Below are 20793 nucleotides of genomic sequence, written 5' to 3' on the forward strand. Positions count from 1 at the left end.
GGTCAGGCGATGATGATGTTGGCTGAACGGACGCCATCGCTAGCAGGCTAGCTCCCACAGTTGTTTTGGGTTGGCTGTGATAGTTGGGAGCGCCACAAACCCTGTGGGAGCTGGCTTGCCAGCGATGGCGGTGGGTCAGGCGATGATGATGTTGGCTGAACGGACGCTATCGCTAGCAGGCTAGCTCCTACAGTTGATTTGTGTTGGCTGTGATAGTTGGGAGCGCCACAAACCCTGTGGGAGCTGGCTTGCCAGCTCCCACAGGGTTTCACTGTTTTTTGGACGGTGTTTATGGCCCCCAACCTGCGCCACTGACCGCTTCTTGCGCCAGTGGGTGCATGTCTGCCCCGTGGTGCTCTGTTTGCCAGGCCAGCAATTCCTTGCGCATGCCCGGCGTCCAGAACATTTGCAGATGATTGCGCACGCCGAGTACGGCCGCGTGCTGGTCCGGTTCGCTGGAGAAGTACTGGGCGATCTGGTTGACCATCTTGATCAGGTTGTCCGTGCTCATCGGCGTACCTCCGCTTTCGCGCCACGGGCCTGACGGCGATCCTTGAGCAGGCGGGCCTGTTCTTCGCTGAAGGCCTGGAAGCGTTTTTGCCACTCGGAAGGGTGGTACACGCGGCTGACTTCCACGGCGGTGACCTTGTATTCCGGACAGTTGGTCGCCCAGTCGGAGTTGTCGGTGGTGATGACGTTGGCCCCCGATTCCGGGAAGTGGAAGGTGGTGTACACCACACCCGGCGCGACCCGTTCAGTGACCCGCGCCCGCAACACGGTCTGCCCGGCGCGGCTGCCGATACCGACCCAGTCACCTTCATTGATGCCACGGCTTTCGGCATCGGTCGGGTGGATTTCCAGGCGGTCTTCGTCATGCCAGGCGACGTTGTCGGTGCGCCGTGTCTGGGCGCCGACGTTGTACTGGCTGAGGATGCGCCCGGTGGTCAGCAGCAACGGATAACGGCCGTTGACCTTCTCCTCGGTGGGCACATACCCGGTGAGCATGAAGCGCCCCTTGCCGCGCACGAACTGCTCGATGTGCATGGTCGGCGTGCCGTCCGGTGCCGCGGCGTTGCACGGCCATTGCAAGCTGCCGTGACGATCCAGTTCGGCGTAGCTGACGTTGGTGAAGGTCGGCGTCAGGCTGGCGATTTCATCCATGATGTCCGATGGATGTGAGTAGTTCATCGGATAGCCCAAGGCGTTGGCCAACGCCACGGTGCCTTCCCAGTCGGCCTTGCCGCCCAGCGGTTCCATGACCTTGCGCACTCGCGAAATGCGTCGCTCGGCGTTGGTGAAGGTGCCGTCCTTTTCCAGGAACGAACAGCCCGGCAGGAACACGTGGGCGAACTTGGCGGTTTCGTTGAGGAAGATGTCCTGCACCACGATGCACTCCATCGCCGACAGCGCTGCCGTCACGTGCTGTGTATTCGGATCACTCTGGGCGATGTCTTCACCCTGGCAATACAAGCCCTTGAACGTGCCGCCCAGCGCAGCCTCAAACATGTTGGGAATACGCAGGCCCGGGTCAGGTTGCAGGGTGACGTTCCACGCCTGTTCAAACTCCGCGCGTACCACCTCGTTGGAGATGTGCCGGTAACCGGGCAACTCGTGGGGGAACGAGCCCATGTCGCAGGAGCCCTGAACGTTGTTCTGCCCCCGCAGCGGGTTCACGCCCACGCCTTCACGACCGATGTTGCCGGTGGCCATGGCCAGGTTGGCAATGCCCATGACCGCAGTGCTGCCCTGGCTGTGTTCGGTAACGCCAAGGCCGTAGTAGATCGCCGCGTTGCCGGCGCTGGCAAACAGGCGGGCGGCGGCGCGGATGTCGGCAGGCGCCACGCCGCAAATCTCGCCAAGGACTTCAGGCGAGTTTTCAGCACGACTGACGAACTCGCTCCAGCGAGCAAAATCGCTGCCCTCGCAACGGGCGTCGATAAACGCCTGATCGAGCAAACCTTCAGTGACGATCACATGGGCCAGGGCGTTGAGCATGGCCACGTTAGTGCCCGGACGCAGGGCCAGGTGCAGTTCGGCACGGGCATGAACCGAGTCCACCAGATCGATACGCCGCGGGTCGATGACGATCAGCCGTGCGCCTTCACGCAGGCGGCGTTTGAGTTGCGATGCGAACACCGGGTGGGCATCGCTGGGGTTGGCGCCCATCACCAGGATCACGTCGGCCTTCATCACCGAATCGAAACTCTGAGTGCCGGCGGACTCGCCCAGGGTTTGCTTCAGGCCATAGCCGGTTGGCGAGTGGCAGACCCGCGCACAGGTGTCGACGTTGTTATTGCCGAACGCCGCGCGAACCAGTTTCTGCACCAGGTAGGTTTCTTCGTTGGTGCAGCGACTGGAGGTGATACCACCAATGGAATCGCGGCCGTATTTCTGCTGCAACCGACGGAATTCGCTGGCGGCATAGGTCACCGCTTCCTCCCAGCTGACTTCCTGCCACGGGTCGTTGATGTGCTGGCGGATCATCGGTTTGGTGATGCGATCCGGGTGGGTGGCGTAACCCCAGGCGAAGCGCCCTTTGACGCAAGAGTGGCCGTGGTTGGCCTGGCCGTTTTTATCCGGAACCATGCGCACCAGCTTGTCGCCTTTCATCTCGGCACGGAACGAGCAGCCCACGCCGCAATAGGCACAGGTGGTGATCACGCTGCGTTCGGGTTGACCCAGTTCGACCACGCTTTTTTCCATCAGGGTCGCGGTCGGGCAGGCTTGCACACAGGCGCCGCAGGACACGCATTCGGAGTCGAGGAAGTTGTCACCCCCAGCGGCGGCCACCCGGGATTCAAAACCGCGCCCGGTGATGGTCAGGGCAAAGGTGCCCTGGGTTTCTTCGCACGCGCGCACGCAGCGGTTGCAGACGATGCACTTGCTCGGGTCGAAATCGAAATAGGGGTTGGAGGTGTCCTTCACATCGTCCAGATGGTTATCACCTTCATAGCCGTAACGCACTTCCCGCAGACCGACCTGGCCGGCCACGGTTTGCAATTCGCAGTTGCCGTTGGCCGAGCAGGTCAGGCAGTCCAGCGGGTGATCGGAGATGTACAACTCCATGACGTTGCGCCGCAGGGTTGCGAGCTTCGGCGTCTGGGTGTGCACGCTCATGCCTTCGGTGACCGGCGTGGTGCAGGAGGCCGGATAGCCGCGCATCCCGTCGATTTCCACCAGGCACATGCGGCAGGAACCAAAGGCTTCCAGGCTGTCGGTGGCACAGAGTTTTGGAATGGTGGTGCCCAGCAGTGCAGCGGCGCGCATTACCGAGGTGCCTTCGGGCACGCTGATGCTGCGACCGTCGATGTTCAGGGTGATTTGCACCTGGCTGTCGCGGGCAGGCGTGCCCAGATCGATGTCGGTTTTCGGGTCGAAGAGAGTGATCATTGCTCGGCCTCCGAAGGCTGCAGACCGAAGTCGGCGGGGAAGTACTTGAGAGCGCTGGCCACCGGAAACGGGGCCATGCCGCCCAACGCACAAAGCGAACCGTATTGCATCGTGTCGCACAGGTCCTTGAGGATAATGGCCTGCGCATCTCGACCGTTCTGGTCCGGTGCGGCCAGCAGGCGGTCGATCACCTCCACGCCACGGGTCGACCCGATTCGGCAGGGCGTGCATTTGCCACAGGATTCCTCGGCGCAGAACTGCATCGCAAAACGCGCCATTTGGGACATGTCCAGCGTGTCATCCGCCACCACCACACCACCGTGCCCGAGCATCGCGCCCATGGCGGCAAACGCTTCGTAATCCAGCGGCGTATCGAACTGCGACGGCGGCACCCACGTTCCGAGCGGACCGCCCACTTGCACAGCCTTCAATGGTCGGCCACTGGCGGTACCCCCGCCGTAGCCTTCCACCAGTTCGCGCAAGGTCAGGCCAAACGCCCGTTCCACCAGACCGCCGTGACGAACATTGCCCGCCAATTGGAAAGGCATGGTGCCCAGGGAACGGCCCATGCCGTAATCACGATAAAACTGCGCGCCCTTGGCCAGAATCAGCGGCACCGAGGCCAGGGTCAGCACGTTGTGCACCAGGGTCGGTTCGCCGAACAAACCTTTCAAGGCGGGGATGGGCGGCTTGGCGCGAACGATCCCGCGCTTGCCTTCGAGGGAGTCCAGCAGCGCGGTTTCCTCACCGCAGATGTAGGCACCGGCACCGACGCGCACTTCCATGTCGAAGGCCTGACCGCTGCCGCCGACATTCGCGCCCAGGTAGCCGGCGGAACGGGCGATGTTCAGCGCTGCACGTAACGTGGCCACGGCGTCGGGGTATTCCGAGCGCACATAGATGTAGCCATAAGTGGCGCCGACGCAAAGACCGGCAATGGCCATGCCTTCGATCAGCAGGAAAGGGTCGCCTTCCATCAGCATACGGTCGGCAAAGGTGCCGGAGTCGCCTTCGTCGGCGTTGCACACAATGTACTTTTGCGCCGCCTCGGTAGCGCGCACCGTGCGCCATTTGATCCCGGCTGGAAACGCTGCGCCGCCACGGCCACGCAGGCCTGAATCGAACACTTCAGTCGCAGTGTGCTCGCCGCCTATTTTGACGGCCCTGTGCAAACCCTCGAATCCGCCGTGGGCCCGGTAATTGTCCAGGGACAGCGGCCGAGTGATGCCGGCGCGGGCGAACAGCAGGCGTTGTTGCGTCTTCAGATACGGTAATTCTTCTACCAGCCCCAAGGCCAGTGGATGCGCGGATGGTTCGCCTTGCAGCGCGTCGAGCACGGACGGCACATCGGCAGCGGTCAGTGGGCCGAAACCGATCCGGCCTTGCGGGCTGTCCACTTCCAGCAGCGGTTCCAGCCAGTACAAGCCGCGCGAACTGGTGCGCTGCAACTCCAGCGGCAGATTGCGTTCCCGGGCCTGGGTAATCAGAGCGACGGACACCTCATCAGCGCCCACGGCACGGGCCAGCGAATCAGCAGGCAAATAAAGAGGCATCACGCGTCCTCCCGGCAAGCATCGAGCAAGGCATCCAGACGCTCGGCACTCAGTCGCGCATGCACCCGGCCATCCAGCTCCAGAGCAGGCGAACAGGCGCAGGCGCCGAGGCAATACACCGGACGCAAACTGATGCTGCCGTCGGCGCTGCTGCCGTGGTCATCGAGCTGCAGACGATCGCGCAACTGCGCCGCCAACTGCTCGGCGCCGCGACTCTTGCAGGACTCGGCGCGGCACAGACGCAGGATATGCCGCGCTGGAGGTGCAGTACGGAAGTCATGGTAGAAGCTGATCACGCCACGAATCTCGGCCTGACTCTGGTTCAGGGCGTGGGCAATCTCGGGGACGGCGGCGTCGGGGATGTAGCCGATGCGTTCCTGAATATCATGAAGAATGGGCAACAGCGCACCCGGGGAGCCCTTATGGCGCTCCAGCAGACTGTTGACCACTGGCAGGTGCAGCATCTCATCAGGCATTCAGCAATCCTCACGGTCACGGACGAACCAGAAGGTCGTCGGTCGTCCGAAAGTGTCGGCTGCGGCATTCACACCACGTCACGGTATCGTGGATTTTCAGGCCGTTGGCCAGGGCACCCTGAACGGGCATCTTGTTGTGCCCGGTACGGTCTTCGCCGTACCTCTACTGGGCATAAAGAGCAGCTTGCCACGCGGCTATTGATCGAACGGCACCAAAGCGACGTGTTCGGTTCTGCCTACGACTCTCCATTGAGTCTAGATGACTGCCGCAACAGGCGTTTACTCACCGGCCTGATTCCCTCAGGGCCGGTCGATGGTGCATGTATAGCAAGCATTGTGGGTAGGAAACAGCGTCAGATCCGTGGGTATTTCGAGGAGCAGATGCATTGAGCCACTCCACAAAACCCCCGTGAGAGCCAGCCTGCTGGCGATAGCGCCAGCCCAGCCCTGCTGCAAACTTATCCAGATGAGTCCACCTTCCCAAACGCCAGAAACACAAAAGCCCGGCGAACCGGGCTTTTTCGAGCCGAGCGCTGCTTAGTTAGCCGTTTTCAGCTTGATCACATCGCCGGAGACGGTGGTGGTGTAGCCGTTCAGGACCCAGGCCCAGAACCACTTTTCCTGCACTTGAGTATTGATCAGTGCATCGCCACCCTTGGCCTGGATTGCAGCATCCTGCGCGCGAACAAAACGGGAGTTCTGACGAATCGGGATCAGACCGAACAGCATCAGGCCTGTAGCGCTGGCCTCACTGTGGCCAACCACGGTGTACTGATTGCTTTCGTAATGCGGGGACTTCATAGCGGTGCCGGTGCAGCCCGCAAGAACCAAACCACATACTGCAGAAGCGATGATTTTACCGAAGGACTTCAAGGTGTTACTCCATGGAAAAGCGCCCGGATCCAATTACCGGGGAGCGGCACTGTACCGGAAGAGCTCGCGCTTTAGGCATTTTCGACACCTATGCCCCCTCTTGTTAGCGCTGACGTCTATTGATCGTGATGACCCAAGGCGAAACATCAGGGGTTTGTTTTCAAAGCGTCGGCATGCGCCAGTAACCAGTGCTGGAAACTGCGAACGGCAGGCAGCGGGTTGCGGTGGTGCGGTTGCATCAGGTACAGGCGGCCACGGCTGCGCATGCTGTGGGGTAATGCCATCTGCAGGCGGCCCGACGCCAGCTCGCCTTCAAGCAGGCTTTTCCAGCCCAGGGAAACCCCTTGGCCCATGACCGCCGACTGCATCAGCAATTGGTAGCTGTTGGTGCGCAAGGCGTGCCTCGGGCTGTGGTAGCTGGCGCCGGCATCGGAGAACCAGTCGGCCCAGGTCAGCCAGTCGTGGTAATGGTCTTCCACGATCAGCAGGGTGTGGCCTTCGAGCAGATGCGTCGCGTCCCGAATCTCGCCGCGGCGCTGCAGATAACCGGGGCTGCAGACGGCGATCACCTCCTCGGTTTCAAACACCGGTGACAGCTCCAGACCATGGGGCGCGGGCAATTCATCGAGGTGATAGAACAAGCCCAGGTCGTATTCGCTGACGTCCAGATGGCTCGGACTTTCGCTGCACAGAATGCGGATGTCCAGGTCCGGGTGCTGGCTCTGGAAGTGCGGCAACAGCGCTGCCAGCCAGATCGAACTGATGGTCGGCGTGCTGGCCAGGGTGAGTTGCCGATCCGCGCCACGGCGGCGCAGTTCGGCGGATTCGCGGTCCAGCTCGCGCAACAGCCGCTGGATGGTGCGGAAGTAACGCTCACCGGCCGGCGTCAGGCTGATGCCCAGCGTCAGACGGTGGAACAGCGGGCGCGCCAGGTCTTCTTCCAGACGCTTGATCTGTCGGCTGACCGCGCTTTGGGTCAGGTTCAACTCGTGGGCCGCCTGGGTAAAACTCAAATGACGGGCGGCGGCCTCAAAGGTCTGCAGACAGTTGAGCGGTGGGAGATCGACGTTTCGGCGCGACATGAAGTATCCACTGGCAAGAGGTAACCCCAGCGAACTGGGGTCGACCGGTAATCAGATTCCGGAACATCCTGCCATTCCCGGACTCACAGTGCGACTCGGGCGACGCGTTTGCTCCATTGGCGGTGATGCACCTGCTTGCCGTTCTCCCGGGCCACCTGCTCGGCGTCCACGTAGAACCATTGATCATCCGCGCGCAAATGCAGGCTGCTGTCGACCTCGACTGACCACTGCTCGCGCCCGACGCGGTACTGCCATTGAATATCGGCACGCGTCGACAACGGGTCCCACGGCAAGGTGCGGTATTCCTCGGTGCAACGCTGATCGACCCACAAGCCATGGTCGAGAAAGCGCACCGCACCCAGGTCGTCTTCGATGCGTACGCACACTTCACCGCTGCTGACATCTTCGATCAAGGTACGCTTGGGCGCGGCGGCGCGCAGGACTTCCAGGGCCACCGGTGGCGCACTTTGCGGCGCTTCGAACGGGCATTCCACTGCCTCGCCGGTGAACACCGGGAGTTGCACGCTTTGCAGGCCGGGCAACAACGTCAGGGTGGTCAGTTCGCGGCTCGGCCACAGCAGCGGGAAACTGGCGGTACTGAGCGCCAGGCGCAAACGATAACCGGTCGGCAGTCGGACACCCACCTGATCCAGGCTCAACGTGACGTCCATTGGCTCGCCCGGCACAGGCGGCGTCAGCTGGGCGAAGTCGTCGCGCAGGTTGAGGTTCAGCACGCCATAGGTGAGCTGGCTGACCTGACCATCCGGTGCGACGGCGTTGAGTCGGGCGACCAGTTGCCCACAGGCGGTGTCGCTGCTCAGGCGCAACTTCAGGCGCACATCCCCCAGCAACGCCAGCGGCTCGGTCAGCGGTTGGGAGTCGAAGCACAGGGACTGCGCATCGTCGCGGCGCTGGTCGGTTGGGCCATCGGGGCCGAACCAGATCGCGCAGTATTCGCCCTGATGCAGGCCGGTGGTCAGCGGTGAACAGATGCTGCGTGAAGCGCTCAACGACTGTTGGCCCTGGCTCAAACCTTGTTCGTCGAGGCTGAAGTCCGTCCATTGAACCTGCGGGTCCGGCCAGCCGGTGGTCTGGACCCAGATGCCCGGGCGCTCGGCGTAGCTGCCCTTAGGAGGCAGTACATCTTGCAGATAGAAGGTGCACGTGGCCTCGTCCATCACGCCATTGTCGATACCCTTGAGCCAGTGATCCCACCAGCGCTTGGCTTCCTGCAGGAAACCGATGGCCGGGTTGGGCACCGCAAAGTGCGGGTACTTGTGAATCCACGGCCCGATCATGGCTTTTTTCGGGCACTGGAGATTTTCCATCAGGCGCGGTACGGCATTCTTGTACGCATCGCCCCAACCGCCCACGGCGTAGACCGCCGCCTTGATCGCCGAATAATCCTCACACACCGAACCATGGCGCCAGTAGTCGTCGCGCGTCTGGTGTTGCAGCCAGGTCTCGGCCAGCAACGGCATGGCGTCCAGACGCTCCTGCCACAGGCCTTTCCAGCTATCGCCCACCAGCAATGGATCGGGCACCGCTGCGCTGAAGTTGAGCATGGTCGCCGCCCAGCCGAAGTTCTCCATCAGCAAGTTGCCGCCCTTGTAATGGATGTCATCGGCATAACGGTCATCGGTGGAGCACAACGTGATGATCGCCTTCAAGGCTTCAGGTTGACGCGCCGCCACCTGCAAGCCGTTGAAGCCGCCCCACGAGATGCCCATCATGCCGACGTTGCCGTCGCACCAGGATTGCTGGCACAGCCACTCGATCACTTCCAGCGCGTCATTCTGTTCCTGGAGCAAGTACTCGTCGGCCATCAAGCCTTGGGACTCGCCGTTGCCGCGCATGTCCACACGAATGCACACGTACCCCTGACCGGCCATCCACGGGTGGGTCAGCGCATCACGTACGGCCGTGCCGTCACGCTTGCGATAAGGCAGGTACTCGAGGATCGCCGGGAACGCCTGCTCACCCGCCGTTTCGGGCAGCCAGATGCGCGCCGCCAGTTGAGTGCCATCGCGCAACGGGATCAGGCAATGCTCGATTTCACGAACCGTGTGGGCAAACTCGGTGATGATGTCCATCGGAGACTCCAAAGCAATATTCAAATGTTGATCGCGAGCCAATGCCTCCCCCAAACATCGGGGAGGCAGGCGCTTGCTGAAACGGGAAGGGGTCAGGCCAGAGGCGGTTTTATCGCGAGAGCTCCGGTGTTGGGGTGGCGCCGACGGGCATCTCCCGGGCTCGGGTGGCCTGGTTGACTGGAACGGTTTTCACGTCCAGCAGCGCCGGATTCCTCAGCCAGTAAATCAGCGAGGTACTGGCCAGCAGCACCAGAATCATTCCCGGCAGCCCGCCCAGGTTGGACAGCATCTTCACCCCGTCGATGCCGACGAAGGCCACCATCACCCACGACACCGTCCCGATGATCACGCCCCACACCACTTTGAGCATCGGGTTACCGTCCAGATCCGAATCCGCGGTGACGCCCTTGCTGCACAGGTTGGAGATCACGTCGGTGCTGGAGTCCGCTGCCGTGACGAAAGAAATGAACGCAATGAACAACAGGAAGGCGACCATCAGGCCACTGGCCGGCAACTGCTGGAACATCTGGTACAGCACGTGCTCGACGCCTTGCTCGTTGAGCACACGGTTCAAGCTGCCATCGCCCAGCGCGTCGAAGTACAGGCTGCAACCGGAGAAAATACAGATCCACAGCGCGGTGAACAGCGCCGGGTAGAGCATGTTGATATGGATGAACTCGCGGACGGTATAGCCACGACCGATCTTGCCGAGAAACAAGGCACTGACCGGGGCCCAGGCGAACCAGACCGACCAGTAGAAAATCGTCCAGCTTTGCGGCCAGCTGTCACCACTGGCGGCGCCGGTGAAGAGGCTGCGGCTGAAGAAAGTGTCCAGGTAAACGCCCAGGGACTCGACGCCCAGGCTGATCATGAACAGCGTCGGGCCGCACAGCAGCACGAACAACCCCAGCGCCAGCATGATCCAGGTATTGAATGACGACAGCATCACGATGCCACGCTGCAAACCGCTGGCAGCCGAGGCGACGAAAGTGATGACGATCACGCCAATGATGATCGCCAAGCGCAGCGGCGTGGTGTCTCCGCCGATGTACTGACTCAGACCGCCGGCCAGGGTCAACGCGCCGGTGCCCAGAGAGGACGCCATACCCGCAACCAGTGCAAACATCGCCAGGGTGTCGATCAGCCCCGCATAGCGTTTGACCCGTGCGGCACCCAGCAACGGTTGCAGCATCGAGCCAATGGAAAAGTTGGCGCGCAGGTTGTAGAACACCAGCGCAAACACCAGCGAAGGCACCAGATAAATCGCGTAAGGGGTGATGGTCCAGTGCAGGAACATCGTCGACATCGCGAATGTCTTCGCCGCCGCCGAACCCGCCTCGATCGCCATGCTGGAAGGTGGGGAATACAGGTGATACAGCGGCTCGGCCGTGGTCCAGAACAGCACACCGACGGCAAGCGTGGTGCACAACGCGACCATGAACCAGCGCCACTTGCTGAGCAACGGCTGGGCCTGCTCACCGCCGATGCGCACCTTGCCCAACGGCGAGAAGTACACGATTGCCGTGAGGACCACCATCGCGAAAGAGCCCGCGCTGAACAGCCAGGAGAAATTCCTGAGGATCATCGTGTTGAGCTGTTTGCTCACCGCGAGGAACGCATTCAGGTCGACGTAACTTGCAATCACCGCTGCCAGCAAGATCAGAAACGTTGGCCAAAAAACCAACGGCCGCAATGGATACTTCATATCGTGCGATTCCCCAGACTGATTATTCTTATCGCCTTTAAAGGCATTTTTTAGGTGCGAACCGGGCAGGGTGTTGCTGCGGGTGGTTCGCTTTGCGTCTTCGCTGGGGCTTAGATAACCGTTTATTCGATAGCGGGTGCAATCGATGAATGGGTATGGGGGTATTCCCGGAAGTCATGGGGTAGCGGGGTCAGGTCATGGGGGATGGCGTGCGGTTCAAATGTCATATCGCTCGGACAGGGAGATCAAGCGTTGCGAGTTTTGGATGCTGCTACATCCATGTTATCCACAGGCGAAAAAAAGGCCCTGCAATGCAAGGCCTTCTAAATTTTGGCGGGCAATTCGAACCCCCAGTGCTTCAGAAAAACGGGATCAAGGTAAAGGGGCGCGAGTAGTTATCAGCTTCAAACCGAAAGCCAAATCACCCAAAGCCGAACAGTAAAAAATACCCGAAAAATCGAGGCCGACCCCGAATGCCAGCCCCACACACACAACCCCTGTAGGAGCCAGCCTGCTGGCGATAGCGCCCACCCAAACAACAAAAATCCCAAAGCTGAACCAAAAACCCACTCACATCAAACAGCCCAACAATGCCCGCCAGCCCACCAAAATCCTGTGGTAGCCAGCCTGCTGGCAATAGCGCCAACCCAAACTACAAAAATACCAAAGCTGAACCTAAAACCCACTCACATCAAATAGCCAAACACTACCCGCCAACCCACCACAATCCCTGTGGGAGCCAGCCTGCTGGCGATAGCGCCAGCCCAAACAACAAAAATCCCAAAGCTGAACCTAAAACCCACTCACATCAAACAGCCAAACAATGCCCGCCAGCCCACCACAATCCCTGTGGGAGCCGGGCTTGCCCGCGATAGCGCCAGCCCAGCCAACATCAATGCTGAACCAGCTACCACCATCACAAGCAATCCACACCAAACAGGCCTCAGCGCAACCAAATGTCAGCCGTCACCCTCAGTCCGCTTAGAGGCCGGCCCGCAAGCCTGATCCCGCTCCAGCACCTTCCGCACATCATCAACCACCGCCATACCCATCGCCGTCAGGTAATGCGCAGCGCACGCGTGGTAGTTCGTGTCGCTTGGGTACGCCGCATCCTTGGTGAGTGCTTTCGCGAGGAAGAGGAAATCGGAAGCCATGATTAATGCATCGCCGAGGGGGACGTTGCAGGTGACGTGGAACAGGGCTTGATCGCCGCAGTAGATGGCGGGGGTCAGGCCGATGGTAGTTAGCGTTGGTTGGTCGGTCATTGGGCATCTCCGGGGATGGAGAGGCAATGGGGGAGGGCGGTATGCGATTGGTAACTGCGTAAAGGGGGAAGCCAAATTTCGTACGGTTTGATTCTGCGCATTGTGAAGCTCCTTAATTTGAAGAGCTGCCGCATTCGTTACCAAGCGAATGGGTGGCAGCTGTGCGCAGGTTGGTAAACCGGGAAATCAAGGAAACCGGCACGTCCGAAGACGTCCCACGCACAGCCGCCATAACGCAGATCGCAGGCGAAAAAAAAGCGCCTGCGGACGCATAGCACTGTTGCGCAGTGATTTTCCTCGGGTTACCAAGCCCGGTCGCTGAATTGGCAGCGACGGTGAGAGGGTATCGCCCAGATACTTTTCCTGCAACCTTCGAAGGCGTCGAACCCAAGCCAACCGAGAAGAAAAATGCGTCGTACAGCTTTTCCGGAATGGTCAACCACGACGATCAAAGTTGGTTATCGGCCAAGAGCGGAATGTCGCAATTGGTCGAAAAGCAGTCCCTCCGCCCATTTTCGTGTCATTCGTCTTCCGAACTACAACACCAAGGACGGTGCTGGGCGGAGAGATGGCCCATCTCAGCGACATCGGCGGGCATCGAAATAGAAAGCTTCCATCGTGAAGCGGTCAAGGTTACTAGCGTTGGCGCTTCGGCAATCTTGGGGTTATTCAGTCCTAGAGCTGAGCCTTCGTTAAGCTGGACAACTATGCACCTTCGCGCTTCTAATCGATGATGGCATTTTAATTTTAGAACACTGACCAAACCAGGGAGGATAGAAAGTTGCCGACAAAAACCGCCGAAGATTTTCTCGCCGCGCTAGCGGACGAGCTTGCAATCAGTGAATCACGATACGAGCAGGCGCGCCGTAGCTATGCGTCACTTGGTGAATGGCTCCACCGCTCGGAATCCACCGTCGTCAAGTACGATCCGCAGGTTTACGTGCAGGGGTCCTTTCGGCTGGGTACTGCAATTCGTCCTTTGAATGATAAGGAGGAGTACGACGTCGATTCTGTTTGTTTGCTTCGCAATCTTGGTACGACGGATCTTACTCAGAGCAAACTGAAAGCGTTAGTCGGCGATGAGATAGAGGCCTATCGTAATGCTCAGAGCATGATTAAGCCCATGCGCGAAGGGCGCCGTTGCTGGGTCCTGGACTATGCGGATGGTGCTCAGTTCCATATGGATATCGTTCCCTCTGTCCCCAGCGCAGCCCGTCAGCGCTTGTTGCTTGAAACTCGCGGATTGGACTTGAAATGGTCTGAGACAGCAATGGTTATCACCGACATCGAGTCGCCTGTTTATAACGTGATCTCGGAAGACTGGCAGCGTTCGAACCCTAAAGGATATGCCGAGTGGTTCAGACAACGGATGGGAGAACTATTCGAACGGCGTAGGCGGGCGCTGGCTGAATCTATCAAAGCTAGCGTGGAGGATATTCCGGACTATAGAGTTCGGACGCCTCTCCAGTCTGCCATTATGATTTTGAAGCGTCACCGTGACGGTATGTTTGAAGGACGGTATGAGGAGCGTCCCATTTCGATCATCATCACCACGCTTGCCGCTCATGCTTACGACAATGAAGAACAGATTGCAGACGCTCTATATTCGATCCTTTCGCGAATGGACCAGTTCATCGAGCATGATGGGCAGCATTGCATCATTCGCAACCCTTCCGACCCTCTCGAAAATTTTGCAGATAAGTGGCCTGAGCATCCTGAACGGGAAGCAGCGTTCTTTGAATGGTTGCGGCAGGCCCGTCAGGACTTCGAAACACTTGCGGGCCAGGTCGAGAAGCGTCGCTTGATCGAAAGCATCCAGCCTCGGATGGGAGCAGTGGCTGACAGGGCTGCCATGCGTCTCGAACCACCTCCCGGAACCATGCTACGTCCCGCCACAGCCGCGGCCGGAGTCGGTGCTGCCGCAGCTAGTGCTCCGGTTTTTCCGAACACTCGACGGGAGCCAACTTTGCCTAGGGGGTTCGCTTGATTTGGTGGGCGGAGGAACCCGGTCGTGCACAGTCCGAGCGTGCTGCTGTCTCGGACTTGGCAGATCAGAACTCCTGGATCAGGACCGTAACGTGGCGGCTAGCGCCTGACTTGCGGATTGCTGCTGACTTCGATTTGCAAGTGGGTGAGCGGATTATTCCGCTGACACTTATTTATCCTGAATTTTTTCCAGATACAGCACCTTCGGTTGTTCCGCGGGATGGGATTCGGTTGTCGGGGCATCAATACGGTGCAGCCGGTGAGCTCTGTTTGCAGTACCGTCCCGACAATTGGACGCCAGAAATCACGGGCTCCATGATGATTGATAGTGCTTATCGCTTGCTGTCATCTGAACAGATAACTGGTGAACCCGCACTATCAGAGCACCGAACCCTTCCGGCTCAGCGAGCGAGAAATGCAGTGTTTCGCTTCCTTTACTCGCGGAACGTATGGGCCGGCTTGTTAATGGTCGAAGAGGGGAATGCGGTAGACGCTGAAGTTCAGGAGCACTCTTATTCCGGCGTTTATGCGGCGCAGCTTGCACGTATCGGTTCTGCGGACGTTACTATCTGGAGCGAGCCTAAGAGGCGCGGTTACGGGGCTAGCTCGTTAGCGGGTAAGGTGGTCCGTTTGCCTGAGGGCGGGGCTGTCGGATGTCGGACGCTTGATGATGTGATTGTGATCCTAGAGCGCCATGGCTTCCAATCTTTGGTCGCCGAGCTACTGCAAGCGTCTGGACTCATGATGGTAATTATCTTCGACGGCGCTACCATTTTGGTCTCAATGGTCTTCGGCGACGTTGGATCCCGGAAGCTTATCAACTACGACCAAGTCTTTGCCGAGCTTGATGGCGTGCGCCTCGATCCTGAGTACTTTCGGCTCAAAGCTTCGAAAGTCGCAGTAGTCGGCTGCGGTTCCGTAGGATCTAAAGTAGCTATGCACCTTGCCCGATCAGGAGTTGAACGGTTTGTACTCGTAGATGGGGATGTGCTTGCTTCGGGCAACCTGGTTCGAAACGAGCTCGACTGGCGGGCGGTTGGAATGCATAAGTCCCAAGCCCTGTCAGCCCGGCTTCGGGAAGTCAGTACTGATTGCGAAGTTCTTAGTCGCACTACAGTCTTGGGTGGGCAGGAAAGTGGTGAGGCAACTTCTGCGACGATGGAGTGCATCGCAGACTGTGATTTGATTATTGATGCCAGTGCCGATCCGGGGGTCTTTAATCTATGCGCGTCCATTGCACGTAGAGCAAAGAAACAAATGTGCTGGGCGCAAGTATTCGGTGGCGGCGTTGGTGGCATTGTCGTTCGCCTACGCCCAGGGATAGATCCAACTCCTCTCGTTGCTCGACAACGGATAGAGGCCTGGTACGCGGAGCAGGGGGTCGAGTGGCCTGAAGACGGCGCTTCACTGCCTTACTCGGTGGTTGACGGCGCAGGGGAGCCTTTGATTGCTGATGACGCAGATGTTTCCGTTGTTGCAGCACATTTGTCTCGTTACGCCATTGATCTTCTTGCCCGCCCCAACTCGACGATTTTCCCTTATTCCGCCTACCTGATCGGAATGGCGGAGAGGTGGATATTCACCGCGCCCTTCGACGTACGACCAATTGACCTCGGTGCAAGCGATGGGTGGGACCCAGTAAAGCAGGCAGGTGATTCCGAGGCTCTTAAGCAATTGCTAGCAGACCTGCTGCCGGGAGCAGGCGATGCAAGTTGAGATAGCGAAACACGTCAAGGACAAGTTGCGAAGAGCGCTCAGGGCCGCTGGTAGCCGGGAAATTGGTGGTGTACTGATGGGAGAACAGATCGCACCAGGTCATTTTCGGGTCGTCGATTTGTCAATTGATAGTCAGACTGGTGGAAGGGCTCATTTTGTACGTGGTTCAGAGGCCCATGCCGCAGCTTTGTGCGCTTTCTTTCGCGAAACGGGACATCAATATGATCGATATAACTACTTGGGAGAGTGGCACTCCCATCCTCGGTTTTTGGTGACGCCGAGTACTCAGGACGTTGCCTCAATGATCGATTTGGTTAAGGGGGAACGGGGAATCGAGTTCGCTATATTATTGATCGTCAGATTGCACTGGTGGCACAGAGTCTCCTGCTCCTGCACCCTGTTTTGCCGAAACGCCAACCCTTCACAAGTCAATATATTGGAGTAGTACCATAGATGAACTACTTTGTGCGGTCATTTATTGACTGGATCTTCAGGCGACGATCAGCGGGTGTAACACTGATTAAGTTTGGGGTGCCACTCTTTGCTGTTGTACTTGTAGGACTTACGGTTGGTGTAACGATACCTACAGCCCAAGGGCCCTTTATTTTCAGATGGGACTCGGCTGGCAACGCTGATGCACTAAGTTGGGGTGTTTTCGTTATAGCGATCTTGATCGTCTTGTTGGGGGCATTCTTGATCATTCGCGACATCCGTCAGGAGAGTTGCAAGAAAGTCATCGTTATTGAGGCGAGAGGTTTGCGAGATTGGCAGGGGCAGCCATTGACATCAGCAGTTCCCTCATCAATACCGGGACGGCGCGAACAGGTGATAGTCGATCTAAGGCAAGGGATAGTAGATGGTCAAATCGTCAGCCCTGATGCGGCAGTACGTCGCCTTGCTAGTCTGCCCGATGACATCGCTCGACGTTGTGATGGGTTGGACAGGTCGGATATCTCTTTCGTACTCGGTGGGCTCGCACCTGTACCATTTCTTTTTCTACTCGGTGTGATTGTCGACGACGAATCTCGATCGTTCATCATGGACTGGGATCGGACACAGCATGCGTGGCGCGCGCTTACTGATGAAGATGATGGGAATGGTTTCATTGTTACAGGGCTAGATGTCGCCAACTCGGCTACGAAGCGAGTGGCACTTTGCGTGTCCGCTTCATACGATGTCCTTGAGGCTGATGTATGTATTGTTGAAGCTGGCGTTCCAATCATCAAAATGGAGTTAAAGGGGCGAAACATCAGTTCGCACTGGTCCGAGACGAAGCAGCAGCAGCTCGCGCAGCAGTTTCTAGATGTCGTGATGTCTCTGGCTCGACAAGGTGTCACCGAAATCTCTCTATTTCTGGCGGCACCTGCGAGTCTCACCCTGCGTTTGGGTACGCTCTACGATAAACGTAATCTTCCTCGTATTGAGGTTAACCAGTATGAGCAGAGCGATCCCAAACGATTCCCTTGGGCTATTCGGATGCCGGTGGGGGGCTTGTCCCATGCTGAGTTGACGCAACGATAAGTTATAGGAGCGCCCAGCGATACTAACAGCGCAAGCGTGCGGTGGTGACTTGCGGGTTTTGGCTAGCTCCCGAGTCGTAACTGACGGGATCGGCCAAAACCAGCAGGTCAGATTCGTCTGGTAAATAAAGGGCGATCTTCTCCGGCGGATGTTGAATGTGAGACGAGGTTTGGACTGTCACCCATGAGCATCATTTCGTGGGCTAAGGCGATTAGGATTGGGGGTAAGGTGAAAACGGTTAGCATTTCTGAGTATAGTGATTCTTGGGTCGAACATTTTTCAAAAGAGTCGAAGTTAATTGAGTCGGCTGTGAGTTCCACAAAAATTTATATTGATCATGTTGGTTCAACGTCTGTTAAAGGCCTGTCCAGCAAGCCTATAGTGGACATGCTCATATCGATCAGTGACTGGTCCATAGTCGATGGTCTTGTGAAAGAGCTGGAGGCGGTAGGGTATTATGTAAGTGAAAGATTCGATGATGTTCCAAGATGTTTTCTTAAGAAATATACTTTTGATGGCTCAGGCTCTTATCATGTTCATATTTGTAAACCGCATAGTCGCTGGGCAAGGGATATGCTCCTTTTTAGGAATGAGTTAACTTCAGATAAAGCACTAGCTAATGCATATGCTAGTTTAAAAAAGCAGCTGGCAAGCATTTATCATGATGACGTTAAGTCTTATGGGGCTGGGAAAAAGGATTTTATCGAGGGTAGGCTGCGAGAAGTTGATGGCGAATTTAGAGTCAATCGCCTGCTAAGCCATCAGCGCGCTGAATCTAATAGGGCTGAAAACTTACAGATGAGCATGATGCTTATTCAGCTTTGCGTAGCCGTAGTTGCTGGGATTTCGGTATATTCGAATAACAATATAAATCTATATCTTTATGCTGTTGCAGGTTTTTGTTTGATGTTCGTGTGGCTATTTTTAGGCCAGAAACAATTGTCGCATAGATCCGCTGGGGACCAAGCGCGGCGAGCTGTGCTCTTAATGAGTGGTCTGGAATTGGAGCCGTCGGCTGGGCAACAGCTCAGAATAAGTGATGGATTCAGAGTACCTATCTCCACTCACAATGTTCGGCGTGAAGAAGATCATTTTGCGACTCGAGAAGCTCCAGGTAATAAGCGTTTGGCCGAGATGATTGAAGAATCATCTTATTGGACTCGTGATCTCCACCATTTAAGCTTCAAAGCAATGGCTGCTTTGCTTTTTCTATTTGTAGTTGCGGTCTCAGTCATAAGCGGTGCTGCTGTAGCCTCATTTGAATCAGATAACCTGATATCCCTGTATAGAGTTATGATAGCGATTATGATTTTTGGCATTTCATCTGATGCGTTAGGTTTGCTGCTTGCATACAGAAGCTCTGCTTCTGCGATTGATGAAATATTTAAGCGGGTTGAGGCGGTCGCTGGAAGAGGGTATCGACAGTCTGATGTTTTGCTTTTGATGTCAGATTACAATGCAGCTATTGAAAGAGCTCCTATAACCTTGCCGGGAGTCTATAAGTTTGGTCGGGCTGGTCTAAATCGACGATGGCAGGCCTATATCGAGGCAAAGTTGGTCGGAGGAGAGGAAGAGTCGTCTAAATGATTTTTGTCACTTGATGGCATACGGTCATTTAAACTGTGAGTCGGACAACTGTGTCCTCACGCTGGCTTATTGTCTTGTTCGAAGGTATAAGAATAGACTTAATAGTCGTTTGGCAAATCAAAGGAATCCCATGCCCCTAGAAAAAGAAACGAGGACTCTAATTCATGACTATTGCGTCAGAGATCTACCTGGAGACATTTCATGGCACGTAGGCAGTTTTTCATTCATTCGCGACAGTGAATTACAGCTTCGTTTAGGTCGGGCTTTTTATGCCGCACGCTACACTTATAAACTAATGGAAGCTACGTTTGTTCAAGGTGACGAACAACATCCATTTATAAAGTTTCAAATTATGCAATATGCATCAATATACGAGGCGGTTATAACAAATCTACTGTGGGGTACATTCAAGTGTCACAGTGAAGTTATTCAGCTTCAAACCCATAAGGCATACAAGCCTGTACAAGCTTTAGGGAGCCTTACAAAGGTAAAGTACGGCGAAGAGGAGGTGTTCACTTGCGTATATCGAGATGCCAAGACCCCGAAAAACTCAATTCCATTCAAAGATAAAGTCGATTGCGCTATTCGCATAGGTTTTGTCCAAGCTGCCTACGCAGAAGATATAAAGCGGACATACGAACTGCGCAATCTTGCTCATATAGAAACTGAAGCAAGTAAGCAGTTAGACGTAGAAATTGCCCAATCAAAAACAGCATATTGGCGGCTCGGTCCGTTTTTAGAGCATGTAACCACTTTTCTGAGCACCTACCATGCCTAACAAGTGGCCCAAACCGCTCGCTTGACTTAAAGAAGGGGGGGGCGAAAGGCCGCACCTTAATCAAACGTTTTGCGCTAAAGGAAACTTCTTACAACTCAAGGAAAAGCTTGAGTATCTCCAGCACCGACTCGTAGGAATTGATTTACTCGCAAGACCATCCTCCAGACCTAACAGTGGATTTACTCCGGCCGCGGACCTCCATCACAAGCAGCAACCGGCCGGAAGCAGACTTGTCTAGGCCTGGAAGATAGTAAAAAGCTGAGAATAGGGCGTGGAGAAGGGGAAAATTTTATGAATGGAATAGCCGTGGAAACCAGCGGCCAATGTGGCAAATGGGCGCTCTCGCTTTTGCTGCAGGCTTTCGCTCATTTAATATCTTTCAGATAACCCTTTAGCGCGGTGAGCGGGGCATAAAGCTGCTCCATTGTGCTCACAGCACTGAAATCCTCCGCCAACCTATGCAGTTCGCGCCCCATTACTGTATCTACCCCGCCGAGCGCGGTCAGCGCCAAGCTTGCGCATTCAGCTACTTTCCCTTGAATCCCCTGAACATCCCCTCGCCGGACCAGCAACCCAAAAACCTCCCGCTCATATTCACTCATCAGCAAATCATCCCGCAGAATCGGACTCGAATCCTCCGTCTCATATGCAAGCTTCATGCAGAACAAAGCAACAGTTTCCAGCAGCAGTTCCATGGGGGAATCCTTGTGAATGGGTCCATCACGGCGGGCGGCGGGAAAGAGCAGCAGGATCAAAAGATCGCAGCCT

At 56.9% G+C, this 20793-nt stretch carries 17 protein-coding genes; 6 read left to right on the forward strand and 11 right to left on the reverse strand.

Annotation, left to right across the window (positions count from 1 at the left end):
- Window positions 1-289: 289 nt before the first annotated feature.
- The 9 genes from AC3ZVB_RS23495 to AC3ZVB_RS23535 all read right to left on the reverse strand — a co-directional run bounded on the left by AC3ZVB_RS23495 (window position 290) and on the right by AC3ZVB_RS23535 (window position 12437).
- Window positions 290-511 (reverse strand): formate dehydrogenase subunit delta, encoded by a 222-nt coding sequence (locus tag AC3ZVB_RS23495; RefSeq protein WP_490147845.1) that lies wholly within the window; start codon window positions 509-511, stop codon window positions 290-292.
- On the reverse strand, window positions 508-3390 hold the full coding sequence (fdhF, locus tag AC3ZVB_RS23500) for a formate dehydrogenase subunit alpha (RefSeq protein WP_490147846.1): 2883 nt from the start codon (window positions 3388-3390) through the stop codon (window positions 508-510). The genes AC3ZVB_RS23495 and fdhF overlap by 4 nt, the downstream gene beginning before the upstream one ends.
- Window positions 3387-4943: a formate dehydrogenase beta subunit gene (locus AC3ZVB_RS23505; RefSeq protein WP_490147847.1), complete on the reverse strand. Its 1557-nt coding sequence runs from the start codon at window positions 4941-4943 to the stop codon at window positions 3387-3389. The genes fdhF and AC3ZVB_RS23505 overlap by 4 nt, the downstream gene beginning before the upstream one ends.
- Window positions 4943-5419 (reverse strand): formate dehydrogenase subunit gamma, encoded by a 477-nt coding sequence (locus AC3ZVB_RS23510; protein WP_162438229.1) that lies wholly within the window; start codon window positions 5417-5419, stop codon window positions 4943-4945. Before AC3ZVB_RS23510 ends, AC3ZVB_RS23505 begins: the two co-directional genes overlap by 1 nt.
- 537 nt (window positions 5420-5956) lie before the next feature.
- On the reverse strand, window positions 5957-6292 hold the full coding sequence (locus AC3ZVB_RS23515; protein WP_162438230.1) for a hypothetical protein: 336 nt from the start codon (window positions 6290-6292) through the stop codon (window positions 5957-5959).
- A 146-nt stretch (window positions 6293-6438) separates the two neighbouring features.
- Window positions 6439-7374, reverse strand: coding sequence for a LysR substrate-binding domain-containing protein (locus tag AC3ZVB_RS23520; protein ID WP_490147848.1), 936 nt, complete (start codon window positions 7372-7374; stop codon window positions 6439-6441).
- 83 nt (window positions 7375-7457) lie between these two features.
- Window positions 7458-9467, reverse strand: a complete 2010-nt coding sequence (locus tag AC3ZVB_RS23525) for a CocE/NonD family hydrolase (protein ID WP_490147849.1) — start codon at window positions 9465-9467, stop codon at window positions 7458-7460.
- A gap of 109 nt (window positions 9468-9576) precedes the next feature.
- Window positions 9577-11172, reverse strand: coding sequence for a BCCT family transporter (locus AC3ZVB_RS23530; RefSeq protein WP_490147850.1), 1596 nt, complete (start codon window positions 11170-11172; stop codon window positions 9577-9579).
- A gap of 959 nt (window positions 11173-12131) precedes the next feature.
- The gene (locus AC3ZVB_RS23535; RefSeq protein ID WP_490147851.1) at window positions 12132-12437 is read right to left on the reverse strand and encodes a DUF3077 domain-containing protein; all 306 of its coding nucleotides are present in this window, start codon (window positions 12435-12437) and stop codon (window positions 12132-12134) included.
- A 781-nt stretch (window positions 12438-13218) separates the two neighbouring features.
- Between AC3ZVB_RS23535 and AC3ZVB_RS23540 the strand changes: the two genes are divergently transcribed.
- From AC3ZVB_RS23540 to AC3ZVB_RS23565, 6 genes are all read left to right on the forward strand, one after another.
- Window positions 13219-14424 (forward strand): nucleotidyltransferase domain-containing protein, encoded by a 1206-nt coding sequence (locus AC3ZVB_RS23540; RefSeq protein WP_490147852.1) that lies wholly within the window; start codon window positions 13219-13221, stop codon window positions 14422-14424.
- A gap of 110 nt (window positions 14425-14534) precedes the next feature.
- Complete coding sequence (locus AC3ZVB_RS23545; protein ID WP_490147853.1) at window positions 14535-16139, forward strand: ThiF family adenylyltransferase; 1605 nt, start codon at window positions 14535-14537, stop codon at window positions 16137-16139.
- Entirely contained in the window at window positions 16129-16584 is a 456-nt protein-coding gene (locus AC3ZVB_RS23550; RefSeq protein ID WP_490147854.1) for a Mov34/MPN/PAD-1 family protein, read from the forward strand. Before AC3ZVB_RS23545 ends, AC3ZVB_RS23550 begins: the two co-directional genes overlap by 11 nt.
- Window positions 16585-16592: 8 nt before the next feature.
- Entirely contained in the window at window positions 16593-17660 is a 1068-nt protein-coding gene (locus AC3ZVB_RS23555; protein ID WP_490147855.1) for an SAVED domain-containing protein, read from the forward strand.
- A 183-nt stretch (window positions 17661-17843) separates the two neighbouring features.
- Window positions 17844-19247 (forward strand): GrpB family protein, encoded by a 1404-nt coding sequence (locus AC3ZVB_RS23560; RefSeq protein ID WP_490147856.1) that lies wholly within the window; start codon window positions 17844-17846, stop codon window positions 19245-19247.
- 130 nt (window positions 19248-19377) lie between these two features.
- Window positions 19378-20025 carry a hypothetical protein gene (locus AC3ZVB_RS23565; protein WP_490147857.1) on the forward strand — a complete coding sequence of 216 codons (648 nt, stop codon included), beginning with the start codon at window positions 19378-19380 and terminating at the stop codon, window positions 20023-20025.
- A gap of 234 nt (window positions 20026-20259) precedes the next feature.
- Here AC3ZVB_RS23565 and AC3ZVB_RS23570 read toward each other — a convergent pair whose 3' ends face one another.
- Together AC3ZVB_RS23570 and AC3ZVB_RS23575 are read right to left on the reverse strand one after the other, a co-directional pair.
- Complete coding sequence (locus tag AC3ZVB_RS23570) at window positions 20260-20394, reverse strand: hypothetical protein (RefSeq protein ID WP_490147858.1); 135 nt, start codon at window positions 20392-20394, stop codon at window positions 20260-20262.
- Complete coding sequence (locus tag AC3ZVB_RS23575) at window positions 20391-20720, reverse strand: hypothetical protein (RefSeq protein WP_490147859.1); 330 nt, start codon at window positions 20718-20720, stop codon at window positions 20391-20393. The genes AC3ZVB_RS23570 and AC3ZVB_RS23575 overlap by 4 nt, the downstream gene beginning before the upstream one ends.
- Window positions 20721-20793: the final 73 nt, after the last annotated feature.

This window comes from Pseudomonas sp. MDV22-iso1 (assembly GCF_058145095.1).

Coding starts and splice junctions, on each gene's coding strand:
- AC3ZVB_RS23495 (WP_490147845.1), bottom strand. CDS start 511: ATGAGCACGGACAACCTGATCAAGATGGTCAACCAGATCGCCCAGTAC.
- fdhF (WP_490147846.1), bottom strand. CDS start 3,390: ATGATCACTCTCTTCGACCCGAAAACCGACATCGATCTGGGCACGCCT.
- AC3ZVB_RS23505 (WP_490147847.1), bottom strand. CDS start 4,943: ATGCCTCTTTATTTGCCTGCTGATTCGCTGGCCCGTGCCGTGGGCGCT.
- AC3ZVB_RS23510 (WP_162438229.1), bottom strand. CDS start 5,419: ATGCCTGATGAGATGCTGCACCTGCCAGTGGTCAACAGTCTGCTGGAG.
- AC3ZVB_RS23520 (WP_490147848.1), bottom strand. CDS start 7,374: ATGTCGCGCCGAAACGTCGATCTCCCACCGCTCAACTGTCTGCAGACC.
- AC3ZVB_RS23525 (WP_490147849.1), bottom strand. CDS start 9,467: ATGGACATCATCACCGAGTTTGCCCACACGGTTCGTGAAATCGAGCAT.
- AC3ZVB_RS23530 (WP_490147850.1), bottom strand. CDS start 11,172: ATGAAGTATCCATTGCGGCCGTTGGTTTTTTGGCCAACGTTTCTGATC.
- AC3ZVB_RS23535 (WP_490147851.1), bottom strand. CDS start 12,437: ATGACCGACCAACCAACGCTAACTACCATCGGCCTGACCCCCGCCATC.
- AC3ZVB_RS23550 (WP_490147854.1), top strand. CDS start 16,129: ATGCAAGTTGAGATAGCGAAACACGTCAAGGACAAGTTGCGAAGAGCG.
- AC3ZVB_RS23555 (WP_490147855.1), top strand. CDS start 16,593: ATGAACTACTTTGTGCGGTCATTTATTGACTGGATCTTCAGGCGACGA.
- AC3ZVB_RS23560 (WP_490147856.1), top strand. CDS start 17,844: ATGAGCATCATTTCGTGGGCTAAGGCGATTAGGATTGGGGGTAAGGTG.
- AC3ZVB_RS23565 (WP_490147857.1), top strand. CDS start 19,378: ATGCCCCTAGAAAAAGAAACGAGGACTCTAATTCATGACTATTGCGTC.
- AC3ZVB_RS23570 (WP_490147858.1), bottom strand. CDS start 20,394: ATGAGCGAAAGCCTGCAGCAAAAGCGAGAGCGCCCATTTGCCACATTG.
- AC3ZVB_RS23575 (WP_490147859.1), bottom strand. CDS start 20,720: ATGGAACTGCTGCTGGAAACTGTTGCTTTGTTCTGCATGAAGCTTGCA.